This window comes from Mesorhizobium sp. M0898 (genome assembly GCF_040319695.1).
Classification (GTDB): Bacteria; Pseudomonadota; Alphaproteobacteria; order Rhizobiales; family Rhizobiaceae; genus Mesorhizobium.
Window position 1 is genome coordinate 37036 of sequence record NZ_JAMYOE010000017.1, and the last position, 14792, is coordinate 51827.

Here is a 14792-nt window from a genome sequence, read left to right on the forward strand (position 1 = left end):
CAACGACTGATGCCTCTTGGAGGCAGCCGCTCACGCCGCATACCGCAAGCCGCCGTCGCAGGTCAGGATCTGGCCGGTGACGAAGCTGTTCGAGACCAGGAACGCAATTGCCTCGGCGACGTCCTCGGCGCGGCCGATGCGGCCGACCGGCGTCTTGCCGGCATACGCGGCAAACACTGCATGGCGCTGTTCATCGGGCAAAAAGTCCCACCAGGGCGTGTCGATGACGCCTGGCGCCACGACATTGACGCGCAACGGCTTGAGCTCCATCGCCAGGATCGGCACCACGGTCAGCAGCATGCCGTTGACGGCGGCGATGCCGGCGACGCCCGGCGCCGACAATTGTGCCGACACCGCCGAGATGAAAGTCACCGAGCCGCTCTTGTTCAGCGTCGGCAAAGCGGCCTGCAGGCAGGAGAGCTGTGGCCGGACCTTCTCGTCGACGCCGCCGCCGATGTCGGTCAGGTCAAGTGTTTCGAACGGACCGAGCCCCTTGCCGCCGCTGGCGGCCAGCACCAGGTGATCGAAAGGGCCGAGATCGTTGAAGAACCGGCGAACCTCGTCCGGCTTCGCGGCATCGAAGGCAGCTTTTTCGACCGCGCCGCCAAGGCTTTGCCATGCATTGTCGAGCCTTTCCCGGTTGCGCCCGGTGATCGTCACCTTTATGCCCGGGCCAAGCAGCTTTTTCGCGGTGGCGAGGCCGATGCCGGAGGAGCCGCCGACGATCACGGCGTGCTGCGTTTTCTCGGTCATGAATTTTCTTTCTTCGATGTTGCGGAAACGGGTGCGAGCCCGACAAGGCCGAGACTCAATTCGCGCAACTGCTGCCTCGCCTTCACGTCATAGGCTTGCGCATCGGCACGGGATTCTCTCTGGCCGTCGAAATAGAGGCCGCTTCGCCCTTCGAGTGCCGGCGACGTGGCGAGGTTGATGATGGCTTCGGCGCCGGTTTCGACCGAGCTCCACGGCGTGATGCCCGCCTGCCGCACCATCGTGGTGTTCATGTAGCTTGCCGGATGCAGGCTGTTGACGGTCACATTGGTGCCGTGCAGCTGCTCCGCCAGGTCGATGGTGAACATGATCTGCGCCAGCTTGCTCTGGCAGTAGGCACGGACGCCGTCATAGGAGCGGGTCAGCATGACGTCGTCGAAGTCGATCGCCTGCTGGCCGGCCGAGGCGACATTGACGATGCGCGACGGCGCGCTGGACTTGAGCAGCGGCAGCAGCTCCATGGTGAGCAGGAAGCCGGCGAGATAATTGACGGCAAAGCGCAACTCGTAGCCGTCGGCGCTAACCTGTCGTTTGGAGTTGGGGCCGGCTGTGCCGACGCCGGCATTGTTGATAAGGATATCGAGCCGCTTGGTCCTTGCGCGCACCGCCTCGGCGAGGCGGCGGACTTCCGCCAGGGAGGAGAGGTCGGCGACCAGCAGCTCGGCCTTGCCGCCGGCGGCTTCGATTTCGGCCACGGTCGCCTTGCCCCTAGTCGCGTCGCGGCCATGCACCAGGATACGGGCACCGCCGGCGCCGAGCCTTTGCGCGACGACGCGGCCGACGCCGTCGGTCGATCCTGTGATGAGGATTGTCTTGTCTTTCAGTTCCATGTTCAGAGCCTCCATGTCATCGCTCTGAACGGAAAGATGGGGCACCGGCCACTTGCCAAACAGTTCAAACTTTATCCTGGTATCGATACTGCTATAATAGCACCGATGGATTCACCGACACACTCCGCCGCCGCCGCGAGCTTGGCGCCTTTCTGCGCTCGCGGCGCGAAAGGCTGACGCCTTCGGCCACCGGCATTTCGACCGGCCTGCGCCGGCGCACGCCCGGGCTGCGGCGCGAGGAGGTGGCGATGATCGCCGGCGTCGGCACGACCTGGTACACCTGGCTGGAGCAGGGCCGCGACGTTCGGCCGTCGGTGGAGGTGCTGACGGCGCTCAGCCGGGCGCTGCGCCTGGACACGGCCGAGCAACGGCATCTGTTCATTCTTGCCGGCCGCCCGCAGCCGGAGCGTCGCGTCGACGCGCCGGAAAAAGTCGATAGCCCGTTGCTGCACATGCTGCAGAGCCTGGTCCTGCAGCCGGCCTATGTCCTTGGGCGGCGCTGGGACGTGCTGGCCTGGAATTCTGCTGCGGCAGCCGTGTTCGGCGACTATGGCCTGCTGGAGGGCGATGCCCGCAACATCGTCCATATGGTTTTCACCAGCCCGCAGCATCGGCGCCTGCTCGTTGATTGGGAGGAACTGGCACGTGCCGTGCTGGCGTCATTCCGGGCAGAAAGCGCCAGATATGTCGGCGATCCGGATTTCGAGCGGCTGATCGCGCTGATGACGCGCTCGAGCCCGGAGTTTCGCGCCTGGTGGCCGCTACGCGACGTGGCCCGTAACCTATCGGGTGTAAAGCATGTCAGGCATCCGATAGCGGGTGCCATGGCGTTCGAGCATATGAGCCTGTCGATCGACGACGGCTCCGACATGAAACTGATCGTCTACACGCCGCTCGCCGAGCAGAACTCGATCGCCAAGCTGCAGAAGCTGCTCGATGCGCGGCCGGCCGAGCGGCGCAGCGCGTGAACCCAGCTTCGTCATCCTAGGGTCTGCGCTGCGTCGCTCCGCTCCTTGCTGCGCCCCAGGATGACGAAGCAATGGGGGAGGTTTGCGACAGCCGAGCTGCCTCAGCCCTTCGGCTTCAGCCCGTCGATGAACAGTTGCTCGAGAAACCTTGCGGCATCCTCGAAGCGGCCGTCGCCGCCGCGGTCGGGGCCGAGCACGGCGCGGACCTGGACGTCGAAATCGGCATAATGCTGGGTCGTCGCCCAGATCGAGAAGATCAGGTGCCAGGGGTCGGTGCGGGCAATCTTGCCGGCGCGCATCCAGCCCTTGATGACGTTGGCTTTCTCGTCGACCAGCGTCTTCAACTCGCCTTCCAGCATCGGCATGATGCGCGGCGCGCCCTGCAGGATCTCGTTGGCGAACAGGCGGCTCTCGCGCGGGAAATCGCGCGCCATTTCGAGCTTGCGCCTGATGTAGCTGCGCAGTTCGGTCAAGGGGTCGCCGATATCGTCGAGTTCGCGCAGCGGCGCCAGCCAGGTGTCGAGAAGCCGCTGCATCAGCGTCTTGTGGATGTCCTCCTTGCGGCGGAAATAATAGAGCAGGTTCGGCTTCGACATGCCGGCGGCTTCAGCGATCTGGTCGATGGTCGAGCCGCGAAAACCGTTGGTCGAGAAGACTTCGAGCGCCGCCTCGAGGATGAGCTCGCGCTTTTCCAGCTGGATGCGGGTGCGGCGAGGAGCGGAGCTTTCGACCGCCCCCGTCACCCCGAAAAACTTTCGCCGCGAGGAGTGTCTGGACCAATTCTCTGGACCAGTTTTTCCTCGCCCTGTGGAGCGCACTTCGAAAGCCGCATTTCCGCTAGTAATCCCTTGACCGCTGATAAGGCGGTGCTAACGTTTGTCCAACCGGTCAAAAATTTGCGTAGCACGAAAACGTCGCGAAGACCAAGCGTTGGTAAGACCAAGCGTTAGCCGCACCGAAACAGGTTACAAGGGGAAGTCTTGGTCATGTCCAACCGGCTGAAAGTCACGCCGAACGATCTCAGCGCATTCTGGATGCCGTTCACGGCAAACCGGCAGTTCAAGCAGGCGCCGCGCATGATGGTGTCGGCCAAGGACATGCATTACACGACCAGCGACGGGCGCAAGGTTCTCGACGGCACTGCCGGCCTGTGGTGCGTCAATGCCGGCCACTGCCGCCCGAAGATCACCGAGGCGATCCAGAGCCAGGCGGCCGAGCTCGACTATGCGCCGGCGTTCCAGATGGGCCATCCGATCGTGTTCGAGCTGGCGAACCGGCTGGTCGACATCGCGCCGAAGGGCATGGACCATGTGTTCTTCACGAATTCCGGCTCGGAATCGGTCGAGACCGCGCTGAAGATGGCGATCGCCTATCACCGCGTAAAAGGCGAGGGCTCGCGTACCCGCCTGATCGGCCGCGAACGCGGCTATCACGGCGTCAATTTCGGCGGCATCTCCGTCGGCGGCATTGTCACCAACCGCAAGATGTTCGGCACGCTGCTCGGCGGCGTCGATCACATGCCACACACGCATCTGCCGGAAAAGAACTCCTTCACCAGGGGCGTGCCCGAGCATGGCGCGGAACTGGCCAACGAGCTGGAGCGCATCGTCGCGCTGCACGACGCCTCGACCATTGCCGCCGTCATCGTCGAGCCGGTGGCCGGTTCCACCGGCGTCATCCTGCCGCCGAAGGGCTATCTCGAGAGGCTGCGCGAGATCTGCACCAAGCACGGCATCTTGCTGATCTTCGACGAAGTCATCACCGGTTTCGGCCGTCTCGGCACGCCGTTTGCGGCCGACTATTTCGGTGTCACGCCGGATATCATGACCACGGCGAAGGGCGTCTCCAACGGCGTCATTCCGATGGGCGCGGTGTTCGTGAAAAAGGAAATCCACGACGCCTTCATGACCGGACCCGAGCACATGATCGAGTTCTTCCACGGCTACACCTATTCGGGCAATCCGATCGCCTGCGCGGCGGCGTTGGGCACGCTCGACACCTACAGGGAAGAGGGGCTGCTGACCCGCGGCGAGGAACTGGCGCCGTACTGGGAGGACGCGCTGCACTCGCTGAAAGGCGAGCCGAACGTCATCGATATCAGAAACATCGGCCTGATCGGCGCGATCGAGCTGGCGCCGATCGCCGGCCAGCCGACGAAGCGGGCCTTCTCGGCTTTCGTCAAGGCGTTCGAGCGCGGTGCATTGATCCGCACCACCGGCGACATCATCGCGCTGTCGCCACCGCTGATCATCACCAAGGGCCAGATCAACGAATTGATCGACCACGTGCGCGAAGTGCTGAGGGCGGTGGATTGAGGAACGCGCTGCAGCTTTCCCTTCCCCTTGAGGGGAGGGTGGCCGCGAAGCGGCCGGGTGGGGTCGGCGCGGCAGCGCGCCAGCCTGACCTTCGGCCGCATAGGTGCCTGTGATGCCCCGGACCCGCGTGAGCTTCGAAATGCGCCAGAAGGCGCGCGCGCTTCGAGTTCATGCGACCAAAGGCGAATCGCTGCTTTGGTATGAACTGCGCGAATTGAAATCGGCCGGGATGAAATTCCGCCGCCAGTGTCCGATCGGGCCTTATATCGTCGACTTTGCTTGCCTTGCGGTAAAGCTGGTCGTTGAAATCGATGGTGATCTGCACGAACAGGAGAAGGGCAAACGGCACGACGCCGTCCGTGATGCCTATCTGCGATCGCTCGGGTTCGATATCTTTCGCGTCGATGAGCCCGATGTCATAAACAGCGCTTGGCATGTCGCACAGGTGGTCAAGGAGAAGGTCGCGCGCATGTCAGCCGACCCCACCCGACCGCTTCGCGGCCACCCTCCCCTCGAGGGGGAGGGGGACGCTGGCGTGCCACAACCGATGAGGTTTTAGAATATGGCCGCCCCCGGCGAGAATCTGCGGATCAATTCAGACCGTTTGTGGGATTCGATAATGGAGATGGCGAAGATCGGCCCCGGCATTGCCGGCGGCAATAATCGCCAGACTGTTACTGACGAGGACGGCGAAGGGCGGCATCTGTTCAAGCGCTGGTGCGATGAGGCGGGGCTCGAAATGGGCGTCGACGAGATGGGTACGATGTTTGCCCGTCGCGAAGGCACCGACCCCAGCCTGCCGCCGGTCTATGTCGGCAGCCATCTCGACACCCAGCCGACCGGCGGCAAGTATGACGGCGTGCTCGGCGTGCTCGGCGGCCTGGAGGTCGTGCGCTCGCTCAACGATCTCGGTATCAAGACCAAGCACCCGATCGTCGTCACCAACTGGACCAACGAGGAAGGCGCCCGCTTTGCGCCGGCGATGATGGCGTCCGGGGTGTTCGCCGGCGTGCTCGACCAGGCCGACGTCTATTCACATGTCGACAAGGACGGCAAGAAATTCGGCGAGGAGCTCGAACGGATCGGCTGGAAGGGCACCGAGAAAGTCGGTGAGCGCAAGATCCACGCCTTCTTCGAATTGCATATCGAGCAGGGCCCGATCCTCGAGGACGAGGGCATCGACATCGGTGTCGTCACCCATGGGCAAGGTTTGAAATGGCTGCAGGTGACGCTGACCGGCAAGGAGGCGCACACCGGCTCGACGCCGATGCCGAAGCGGCGCAATGCCGGGCTCGGCATGGCGCGGGTGATCGAACTGGTGCACGAGATCGCCATGGACTACCAACCCGACGCCGTCGGCGCGGTCGGCCATATGGAGGTCTATCCGAACTCGCGCAACATCATTGCCGGGCGCACCGTCTTCACCATCGACATCCGCTCGCCGGAAAAGGAGGTGCTGGACGCCATGGACGGCCGCATCCGCGAAGGCATCGACACGATCTGCGACGCGCTCGACATCAAATATCAAATCGAGCAGGTCGGCCATTTCGACCCGGTCACTTTCGACGCGGGCTGCGTCAAGGCTGTGCGGGATGCGGCGGAGCGCCTGGGATATACGCATCGCAACATCGTCTCGGGCGCCGGCCATGACGCCTGCTGGATCAACCGCGTTGCACCCACCGCAATGGTGATGTGCCCCTGTGTCGACGGGCTCAGCCACAACGAGGCCGAGGAAATCACCAAGGAATGGGCAGTGGCCGGCGCCGACGTGCTGTTCCATGCGGTGGTGGACACGGCGGGGATTGTGGGGTGAGATGTTGGCGCCGTACCCCCACCCCTAACCCCTCCCCACAAGGGGGAGGGAGACTTCCGTTGGCACTGACCTCGGCAAATTGCCTGCCTTTCGGCGCCAAAAGGGGAAGTAAGGGCATGCGGCAGCGTTCCCTCCCCCTTGTGGGGAGGGTTAGGGTGGGGGTCCATCTTCGTAAGAATCCAAATGCGATTGCCCTGCCACAAGGGGGAGGGGGACTAGCAATGCCGACGTCTTTTTCTATGGCGAAAGCTTTGATGGGTTCAGCTGTGACAGCGCGGCACCAAGCCTCCCTCCCCCTTGTGGGGAGGAATTGAGGGTGGGGGTACTCGTCTTGGCACCGACCGCGATCGATCCAGCCGCCATCAAACGTGCAAGAATGTTGCGCCGGAACATGACAGAGGGCGAGCGTAAGCGCTGGTCCGAGCTGAAGGAGTTCCGTCGCCTCTACGGGTTACATGCAAGGAAGCAGGCGCCGATTGGGCCTTATATTGCGGACTTCGTTCTGCACGAGAAGAACCTCGTCATCGAGGTGGATGGAGAGCATCACTTTATGCCGGAGCAAATGGAGAAGGACCGCATACGTGATGCATGGTTTGGCCGACAGGGCTATCGTGTGCTCAGGTTTTCGACTGGAGACTTGGCAAATTTCTTCGATGGTTGCGTCGAGGAGATATTGCGGGAAGTTGGAGTCATGTAGAGGCCGTTCAGGGTTCCTCGACGCTGAACCGACCTGATCAAGCAAGGCGCTCACAAGAAGCGCGAAGAGAATAAGGGAACAAGAAAATGTCCAAAGTCATCAAGAATGGCACCATCGTCACCGCCGACCGGACGTGGAAGGCCGATGTGCTGTTCAAGCACGGCAAGATCATCGGCATCGGGCCGGATCTGCATGGCGACCATGAGTTCGACGCCAGCGGCTGCTATGTGATGCCGGGCGGCATCGACCCGCATACCCATCTCGAAATGCCGTTCATGGGCACCTATTCGGCCGATGACTTTGAATCCGGCACCCGCGCGGCCCTTGCCGGCGGGACGACGATGGTCGTCGATTTCTGCCTGCCGGCGCCGCAGCAATCGCTGCTCGAGGCCCTGCAGATGTGGGACAACAAGACTTCGAAGGCGTCCTGCGACTATTCCTTCCACATGGCGATCACCTGGTGGGGCAAGCAGGTGTTCGACGAGATGGCCACCGTCGCCGACAGGGGCATTACCTCGTTCAAGCATTTCATGGCCTACAAGGGCGCGCTGATGGTCGATGACGACGAGCTCTATTCGTCGTTCCAGCGCTGTGCCGATCTTGGCGCGCTGCCGCTGGTCCATGCCGAGAATGGCGACGTGGTGGCGGCGCTGTCGCAGAAGCTGCTGGCGGCGGGCAACAGCGGCCCGGAGGGACACGCCTATTCGCGCCCGCCTGAAGTCGAAGGCGAGGCGACCAACCGCGCCATCATGATCGCCGACATGGCCGGTGTGCCGCTCTATGTCGTGCATGTCTCCTGCGAGCAGGCGCACGAAGCCATCCGCCGGGCGCGCCAGAAAGGCATGCGGGTATTCGGCGAGCCGCTGATCCAGCACCTGACGCTGGACGAGAGCGAATATTTCAACAAGGACTGGGACCATGCGGCGCGCCGGGTGATGAGCCCGCCCTTCCGCAACAAACTGCACCAGGATTCGCTGTGGGCCGGCCTGCAGGCCGGGTCGCTGCAAGTGGTGGCGACCGACCATTGTGCCTTCACCACCAAACAGAAGCGCAACGGCGTCGGCGACTTCACCAAGATCCCGAACGGCACGGGCGGGCTCGAGGATCGTTTGCCGGTGCTGTGGACGACCGGCGTCAAGACCGGCCGGCTGACGATGAACGAGTTCGTCGCGGTGACCTCGACCAACATCGCCAAGATCCTCAACATGTACCCGAAGAAGGGCGCCATCGTCGAAGGGGCGGACGCCGACATCCTCGTATGGGACCCGAAGCGCAAGAAGAAGATCACGGCCAAGAAGCAGCAGTCGGTGATCGACTACAATGTCTTCGAAGGTTTTGAGGTAACCGGCCTGCCGCGCTTCGTCTTCTCGCGCGGCGAACTGTCGATCGAGGAAAACGAGGTCAAGGCGAAGCCCGGCCATGGCGAGTTCGTCGCTCGCGAGCCGAACGCGGCGGTCAACCGGGCGCTGTCGACGTGGAAGGAGATTTCCGCGCCGCGCAAGGTGGAACGGACGGGCATCCCGGCGACGGGCGTTTGAGCTTGGCGAGCCACGGAGCGATTATCTCGATGGCCGCGGTGATCCTTGCCGCCGGGCCGGCGGCGGCTGACGTCCTTGCCGGCTCCTTTGGCAATGAGGTCGGTTGCGCTGGTGTACGGCTCGGTTATCAGGACAGCGACGATTATGTCGTGCTGACCGCCGACGGCGTCGAAACCTATGGCAGCGGCTGCCAGTTCGCACAGCGATTGACGACGGCGCCTGGCACCCTGTTGTTGAGCTCCAGCTGTTTCGCCGAGGGCGAGGAGGGCACGACGACGGATGTCGTCAAGGTCATCAACAGAGGAGGGGACGGTTTCTTCGTGACCATTCCCGGCCTTGAGGAGATAGGGCCGCTGAAATCATGTTCGTGACGGTGCCGATGACGACCGCTGCCTCGATGCCGGCGTCAGGCGACCAACCCGTCCAGTTCCGGCAGCAGGACGACGCTTTCCTGTTCGTTGGGATCGGTGCGGCAATGACCGCCGAGGCGGGGCCGTCGCTCAGATTGGCCGGCAGATGCGGCACGCCGGGGGGAATATAGAAAAGATCGCCGGCCTTGACCACGATATGCTGTTCGAGCCGGTCGCCATACCAGGTATGGACTTCGCCGGAGAGCACATAGATCGCGGTTTCATGGTTTTCGTGCATATGCGCCTTGGCGCGGGCACCCGGCGGCATGGTCAGCAGATGCATGCAGATGCCGGACGAGCCGACTGTTTCGGCGGCGATACCGCCGAAATAACTCAGGCCCTGCTTGCCTTCATAAGAGCTTTCAGGGCGGATAAGATGGCAAGTCGGTTTGGGCGACATCGGGCAACTCCGGGCGTCTATCTGATGGGACAAGGGCGTGTAAAACTGGGGCGCGTAAAACTGGGGCGAGTAGGACTGGGCGAGTGGAAAGCAACATCGGGGTAAAATCAATGGGATTCCGGCCGGCGCCGCAGTGGCCGGAAGCGACAGGCTACGGCCGATGACGGGAGTATCGCCAGCCGTTGTTTCGGCAAGCAAGCTTGGCCTGACCTTCCAGACCAATGATGGTCCGGTGCAGGCGCTGTCGAATGTCGACCTGACGATCGGCAAGGGGGAATTCGTGTCCTTCATCGGGCCCTCCGGCTGCGGCAAGACGACCTTGCTGCGCGTCATCGCCGATCTGGAGAAGCCGACATCGGGAGCCATCTCCGTCAACGGCATGACGCCCGAGCAGGCGCGCCAGAGCCGCGCCTATGGCTATGTCTTCCAGGCGGCCGCACTTTATCCGTGGCGCACGATCGAGCGCAATGTGGCACTGCCGCTGGAGATCATGGGCCTGTCCAGGGCGGAGCAGGCGGCGCGCATCAAGCGCACCCTCGACCTTGTCAACCTCAGCGGCTTCGAGAAGAAATACCCCTGGCAGCTTTCGGGGGGCATGCAGCAGCGCGCCTCGATCGCGCGGGCGCTCGCCTTCGACGCCGATCTTTTGTTGATGGACGAGCCGTTCGGCGCGCTGGACGAGATCGTGCGCGATCACCTCAACGAACAGCTGCTGGAGCTTTGGGAGCGCACCAACAAGACTATCTGCTTCGTCACCCATTCGATCCCTGAGGCGGTCTATCTGTCGACGCGCATCGTCGTCATGTCGCCGCGCCCGGGGCGTGTCAGCGACGTCATAGAATCGACGCTGCCGAAAAAGCGACCGCTCGATATCCGCGAGACGCCGGAGTTCCTGGCCATCGCGGCACGCGTGCGCGACGGGCTGAGGGCAGGGCACAGCTATGATGATTGAGGGCGCGCGCGACGGGCTTGCGCGTTCGACGCAGGAGGTGCATCGCCCTCGCGAGGGACGCGCTAACCGTGCTTTCGTCATCCTAGGGCGGAGCCGCCGCGAAGCGGCGTGCGCAGACCCTAGGATCCATGCCGTGATGTCGGGCGAAACGCGCAAGCGGTCGAGAATAAGCGTTACGCAGAGCGGTGCGGAGGGAGCCATTTTCAGCACCGTTGCGGAGCGGGAAGATAATGGCATGGATCCTAGGGTCTGCGCCGCGTCGCTTCGCTCCTTGCTTCGCCCTAGGATGACGAAAGCGTGGTGGGGCGCTCCCGATACGCACGCCGCTTCGCGGCGGTTCCGCCCTAGGATGACAAAAGCGCGGTCACCCTCACCCGGCCTCCGCTTCGCTCCAGTCACCCTCTCCCCGTTGGGGAGAGGAGGGCGCTTACCCGGCGAGGCCTGCTAGATGGACTCGTTTCGCGACAAGATCGTTCCGGTGACCTCGATCCTCCTGGGCGTTGTCGTCGTCTGGTACGTCATGGCCGTCATCCTCAACACGCCGTTCCAGCGCGATCTCGACCGCCGCGCCAATCAGACACCGGGTATTGTGGAATTCATCGGCAAGACGCTGGCGCAGCCGAAGCCGACGCTGCCGGCGCCGCATCAGGTGGCGGTGAATTTTTTCGAAAACACCTTTCTGCGCAGCATCACCTCGAACCGCAGCCTTGTCTACAATGCCTGGGTGACGCTGTCGTCGACGCTGCTCGGCTTTGCTTTCGGCACGGCGCTCGGCATCGTCATCGCCGTCGGCATCGTGCATGTGGCGACGCTCGACCGCAGTCTGATGCCGTGGATCATCGCCTCGCAGACCATTCCGATCCTGGCGGTGGCGCCGATGATCATCGTCGTGCTGGCGGCGATCGGCATCACCGGGCTTATCCCGAAGGCGCTGATCTCGACCTATCTGTCGTTCTTTCCGGTGGCAGTCGGCATGGTGAAGGGACTGCGCTCGCCCGAGCTTACCCATCTCGACCTGATGCACACCTATAATGCCAGTGCCTCGCAGACCTTCTGGAAATTGCGGGTGCCGGCTTCGGTGCCGTTCCTGTTTACCTCGATGAAGGTGGCGGTGGCCGCCAGCCTGGTCGGCGCCATCGTCGGCGAGTTGCCGACCGGCGCTGTCGCCGGCATCGGCGCCAAATTGCTCGCCGGCGCCTACTACAGCCAGACCATCGACATCTGGTCGGCTCTGGTTGCCGGGTCGGTGGTCGCGGCGCTGCTGGTGATGGTCGTCGGCATCGCCGGGCGCCTTGTCGACCGCGCCATGGGCGGGAGGCCGGCATGAGCGCCATCCTGAGCCTTTCCTCAATCACGCCTCGATCCTGGCAGGGGTATGCAGCGCTTGTCCTGCTTGCCGGCGCGCTGCTTCTTTGGCCGCTCGTCAGCGCTACGCCCGGTTACGGCATGGCAACTGCGGTTTTGATTTTCATTTTGCTGCTCGTGGCAATCGAGGCCGACAACTTTCCACCGATGATCGGGGTGGTGTTGCTGTTCCTTGGCGCGCATGGCGCAGCGTGGATGCTGCTCGCCGGCATAACCGGCAATGAGGGCAGCGCTCGCGCATCCTTCTATCTGCTGCTCGTCGCGGCGTGGTTTTTGGCCTGGCGCTGCGTAACGGTCTTGTCGTCGTTTCGCCCGACGTCGCGCTGGGCGTCAACCGCCCTGCGCCTGATCATTCCGGCCATCTTCGGCGCCTGGATCCTGATCATCTGGGAGGCGGTGACGCGTGGTGCCGGCATTCCCTTCATCCTGTTGCCGCCGCCAAGCGCCATCGGTGCACGCATCGTCGGCTCGCTGCCGGTGCTGGGGGCCGATGTCAGGCAGACCATCTTCAAGGCTGTTATCTTCGGCTATGTGGTGGGGAGCAGCGCCGGCTTCCTCGTTGCCATCGCCGCCGACCGCGAGCCGTTCCTGCGGCGCGGGCTCTTGCCGATCGGCAATATGGTGTCGGCGCTGCCGATCATCGGCGTCGCGCCGATCATGGTCATGTGGTTCGGCTTCGACTGGCAGTCGAAGGCAGCGGTGGTCATCATCATGACCTTCTTCCCGATGCTGGTGAACACCGTCGCCGGGCTTGCCGCCTCCGGCCATATGGAGCGCGACCTGATGCGCACCTATGCCTCGAGCTACTGGCAGACGCTGTTCAAGCTGCGGCTGCCGGCGGCGGCACCCTTCATCTTCAATGCGTTGAAGATCAATTCGACGCTGGCGCTGATCGGCGCCATCGTCGCCGAGTTCTTCGGCACGCCGGTGGTCGGCATGGGATTTCGCATTTCGACGGAAGTCGGGCGGATGAACATCGACATGGTGTGGGCGGAAATCGCAGTTGCAGCACTTGCGGGTTCGGTCTTTTATGGCGTGGTCGCTCTTTTCGAGAGAGCAGTCACGTTTTGGCATCCCTCTGTCCGTGGTGGATAGGGGCGGTGGGTTTAGGGCGCTAACTTCAGAGGGTAAAAACATGAAAAGACTTGTTGTTTCGATGCTGGCCGGCGCGATGTCGCTTGCCGCGTTCCAGGCGATGGCCGCGGACAAGGTGACGCTGCAGCTGAAATGGGTCACCCAGGCACAGTTCGCCGGCTATTATGTCGCCAAGGCCAAGGGCTTCTATGAAGCCGAGGGCCTCGACGTCGACATCAAGCCCGGCGGCCCGGACATTGCGCCCGAGCAGGTCATCGCCGGCGGCGGCGCCGACGTCATCGTCGACTGGATGGGCGGCGCGCTGGCTGCGCGCGAGAAGGGCGTGCCGCTGGTCAACATCGCCCAGCCGTTCAAGAAGGCCGGCATGGAGCTGGTCTGCCCGAAGGACGGTCCGGTCAAGACGGAAGCCGACTTCAAGGGCCACACGCTCGGCGTCTGGTTCTTCGGCAACGAGTATCCGTTCTATGCCTGGATGAACAAGCTTGGCCTCAAGACCGATGGCGGGCCGGACGGCGTCACCGTGCTCAAGCAGAGCTTTGACGTGCAGCCGCTAATCCAGAAGCAGGCGGATTGCATTTCGGTCATGACCTATAACGAGTACTGGCAGCTCATCGACGCCGGCTACAAGCCGGAAGAGCTGACCGTCTTCAACTATTCCGCCATGGGCAACGATCTGCTCGAAGACGGGCTCTATGCCCTGGAGGACAAGCTCAAGGATCCGGCCTTCGAGGACAAGATGGTGCGTTTCGTGCGCGCTTCGATGAAGGGTTGGAAATACGCCGTCGACCATTCCGACGAAGCGGCCGGCATCGTCATGGACAATGGCGGCCAGGACGAGAATCACCAGAAGCGCATGATGGGCGAAGTCGCCAAGCTGATCGACAATGCCGATGGCAAGCTCGATCCGGCGACGTACGAGCGCACCGCCAAGGCGCTGCTCGACCAGAAGATCATCAGCAAGGAGCCTACCGGCGCCTACACGACGGCGATCACCGACAAGGCCATCAAATAGGGCTGTCAAACTGGCTTGTAGCGGAAAAGGGGCGGGCGACCGCCCCTTTTTAGTGGGAGGTAAAATAAACGTTACCGGCGGAAACATCCGCTCGCAAAATCGTTGTGCCGGTGCATCCGCCTCAAGGGTGTCACAACGGAGGTTTCCATGCGCATCCAGTCCTTCACGCCGATGCTTTCGGCGCTGGCCATTTCTGCAGCCATCTTCTCTGCTTCACCGGCCTTGGCCGAAACCATGAAGATGACGGCGACGCTCGATGGTGCTCAGCAGAACCCGCCCGTCACCACGAAGGGCAAGGGCACCGCCACGCTCAGGTTCAACACCGCCACCAAGAAACTCAGCTGGACCGTGAGATATTCCGGCCTCAGCGGGCCGGCGAAGGCCGCACACATTCACGGCCCGGCGGCAAAGGGTCAAAACGCCGATCCGGTGGTGCCGTTCGAAGGCAAGCTGAAGAGCCCGATCAAGGGTTCGGCGACATTGACCGATGCCCAGGCCACCGATCTTGAGGCTGGCAAATATTACGTTAACATCCACACCGCGGCCCACGCGGACGGCGAGATCCGCGGCCAGATCGAGAAGGCCAAATAGGCAGATCACGACGACAAAACAGGGCAATCATCCTG

The 14792-nt window shown here is 63.0% G+C and carries 15 protein-coding genes and 1 pseudogene; 12 read left to right on the forward strand and 4 right to left on the reverse strand.

The features are described 5' to 3' along the window. Window positions 1-30: 30 nt before the first annotated feature. Together NKH90_RS18620 and NKH90_RS18625 are read right to left on the reverse strand one after the other, a co-directional pair. The gene (locus tag NKH90_RS18620) at window positions 31-753 is read right to left on the reverse strand and encodes an SDR family oxidoreductase (protein ID WP_352820335.1); all 723 of its coding nucleotides are present in this window, start codon (window positions 751-753) and stop codon (window positions 31-33) included. Further along, a complete protein-coding gene (locus NKH90_RS18625) occupies window positions 750-1601 on the reverse strand; it encodes an SDR family NAD(P)-dependent oxidoreductase (RefSeq protein WP_352820336.1) in 852 nt (283 codons plus the stop codon). Before NKH90_RS18625 ends, NKH90_RS18620 begins: the two co-directional genes overlap by 4 nt. A 152-nt stretch (window positions 1602-1753) precedes the next feature. On the opposite strand from NKH90_RS18625, the gene NKH90_RS18630 reads away from it, so the two are divergent. Then, window positions 1754-2569: a helix-turn-helix transcriptional regulator gene (locus tag NKH90_RS18630; RefSeq protein WP_352820382.1), complete on the forward strand. Its 816-nt coding sequence runs from the start codon at window positions 1754-1756 to the stop codon at window positions 2567-2569. A gap of 101 nt (window positions 2570-2670) precedes the next feature. Here the strand turns inward: NKH90_RS18630 and NKH90_RS18635 are convergent, their stop codons facing one another. Then, the gene (locus NKH90_RS18635; RefSeq protein WP_352491100.1) at window positions 2671-3312 is read right to left on the reverse strand and encodes a TetR family transcriptional regulator C-terminal domain-containing protein; all 642 of its coding nucleotides are present in this window, start codon (window positions 3310-3312) and stop codon (window positions 2671-2673) included. 243 nt (window positions 3313-3555) lie between these two features. On the opposite strand from NKH90_RS18635, the gene aptA reads away from it, so the two are divergent. From aptA to NKH90_RS18665, 6 genes are all read left to right on the forward strand, one after another. Beyond that, window positions 3556-4884, forward strand: a complete 1329-nt coding sequence (gene aptA, locus NKH90_RS18640; RefSeq protein WP_352820337.1) for an omega-aminotransferase AptA — start codon at window positions 3556-3558, stop codon at window positions 4882-4884. A 139-nt stretch (window positions 4885-5023) separates the two neighbouring features. Then, entirely contained in the window at window positions 5024-5443 is a 420-nt protein-coding gene (locus NKH90_RS18645; protein ID WP_352503192.1) for an endonuclease domain-containing protein, read from the forward strand. Between the two features lie 3 nt (window positions 5444-5446). Further along, entirely contained in the window at window positions 5447-6697 is a 1251-nt protein-coding gene (locus NKH90_RS18650; protein WP_352820338.1) for a Zn-dependent hydrolase, read from the forward strand. Window positions 6698-7013: 316 nt separating this feature from the next. Then, a complete protein-coding gene (locus NKH90_RS18655) occupies window positions 7014-7394 on the forward strand; it encodes an endonuclease domain-containing protein (protein WP_352820339.1) in 381 nt (126 codons plus the stop codon). Between the two features lie 86 nt (window positions 7395-7480). Beyond that, window positions 7481-8932 carry a dihydropyrimidinase gene (gene hydA, locus NKH90_RS18660; protein WP_352453398.1) on the forward strand — a complete coding sequence of 484 codons (1452 nt, stop codon included), beginning with the start codon at window positions 7481-7483 and terminating at the stop codon, window positions 8930-8932. Between the two features lie 29 nt (window positions 8933-8961). After that, entirely contained in the window at window positions 8962-9303 is a 342-nt protein-coding gene (locus NKH90_RS18665; RefSeq protein WP_352820340.1) for a hypothetical protein, read from the forward strand. A gap of 35 nt (window positions 9304-9338) precedes the next feature. On the opposite strand, the pseudogene NKH90_RS18670 reads toward NKH90_RS18665, so the two are convergent. Next, window positions 9339-9742, reverse strand: a pseudogene (locus NKH90_RS18670) (cupin domain-containing protein). A 160-nt stretch (window positions 9743-9902) separates the two neighbouring features. Between NKH90_RS18670 and NKH90_RS18675 the strand changes: the two are divergent. The 5 genes from NKH90_RS18675 to NKH90_RS18695 all read left to right on the forward strand — a co-directional run bounded on the left by NKH90_RS18675 (window position 9903) and on the right by NKH90_RS18695 (window position 14757). Continuing rightward, window positions 9903-10694 carry an ABC transporter ATP-binding protein gene (locus NKH90_RS18675; protein WP_352453396.1) on the forward strand — a complete coding sequence of 264 codons (792 nt, stop codon included), beginning with the start codon at window positions 9903-9905 and terminating at the stop codon, window positions 10692-10694. 448 nt (window positions 10695-11142) lie between these two features. Continuing rightward, window positions 11143-12021 (forward strand): ABC transporter permease, encoded by an 879-nt coding sequence (locus NKH90_RS18680; RefSeq protein ID WP_352501094.1) that lies wholly within the window; start codon window positions 11143-11145, stop codon window positions 12019-12021. Beyond that, window positions 12018-13154 carry an ABC transporter permease gene (locus tag NKH90_RS18685; RefSeq protein WP_352820341.1) on the forward strand — a complete coding sequence of 379 codons (1137 nt, stop codon included), beginning with the start codon at window positions 12018-12020 and terminating at the stop codon, window positions 13152-13154. Before NKH90_RS18680 ends, NKH90_RS18685 begins: the two co-directional genes overlap by 4 nt. A gap of 40 nt (window positions 13155-13194) precedes the next feature. After that, entirely contained in the window at window positions 13195-14166 is a 972-nt protein-coding gene (locus NKH90_RS18690; RefSeq protein WP_352471510.1) for an ABC transporter substrate-binding protein, read from the forward strand. 147 nt (window positions 14167-14313) lie between these two features. Beyond that, window positions 14314-14757: a CHRD domain-containing protein gene (locus NKH90_RS18695; protein ID WP_352471512.1), complete on the forward strand. Its 444-nt coding sequence runs from the start codon at window positions 14314-14316 to the stop codon at window positions 14755-14757. The last annotated feature ends 35 nt before the right edge of the window (window positions 14758-14792 follow it).

Excerpts from the sequence above, each read along its gene's own strand:
- NKH90_RS18685 (WP_352820341.1), top strand. The coding sequence starts at position 12,018 with ATGAGCGCCATCCTGAGCCTTTCCTCAATCACGCCTCGATCCTGGCAG.
- NKH90_RS18680 (WP_352501094.1), top strand. The coding sequence starts at position 11,143 with ATGGACTCGTTTCGCGACAAGATCGTTCCGGTGACCTCGATCCTCCTG.
- NKH90_RS18625 (WP_352820336.1), bottom strand. The coding sequence starts at position 1,601 with ATGGAACTGAAAGACAAGACAATCCTCATCACAGGATCGACCGACGGC.
- NKH90_RS18665 (WP_352820340.1), top strand. The coding sequence starts at position 8,962 with ATGGCCGCGGTGATCCTTGCCGCCGGGCCGGCGGCGGCTGACGTCCTT.
- NKH90_RS18650 (WP_352820338.1), top strand. The coding sequence starts at position 5,447 with ATGGCCGCCCCCGGCGAGAATCTGCGGATCAATTCAGACCGTTTGTGG.
- NKH90_RS18620 (WP_352820335.1), bottom strand. The coding sequence starts at position 753 with ATGACCGAGAAAACGCAGCACGCCGTGATCGTCGGCGGCTCCTCCGGC.
- NKH90_RS18645 (WP_352503192.1), top strand. The coding sequence starts at position 5,024 with ATGCGCCAGAAGGCGCGCGCGCTTCGAGTTCATGCGACCAAAGGCGAA.
- NKH90_RS18695 (WP_352471512.1), top strand. The coding sequence starts at position 14,314 with ATGCGCATCCAGTCCTTCACGCCGATGCTTTCGGCGCTGGCCATTTCT.
- NKH90_RS18690 (WP_352471510.1), top strand. The coding sequence starts at position 13,195 with ATGAAAAGACTTGTTGTTTCGATGCTGGCCGGCGCGATGTCGCTTGCC.
- aptA (WP_352820337.1), top strand. The coding sequence starts at position 3,556 with ATGTCCAACCGGCTGAAAGTCACGCCGAACGATCTCAGCGCATTCTGG.
- NKH90_RS18675 (WP_352453396.1), top strand. The coding sequence starts at position 9,903 with ATGACGGGAGTATCGCCAGCCGTTGTTTCGGCAAGCAAGCTTGGCCTG.
- hydA (WP_352453398.1), top strand. The coding sequence starts at position 7,481 with ATGTCCAAAGTCATCAAGAATGGCACCATCGTCACCGCCGACCGGACG.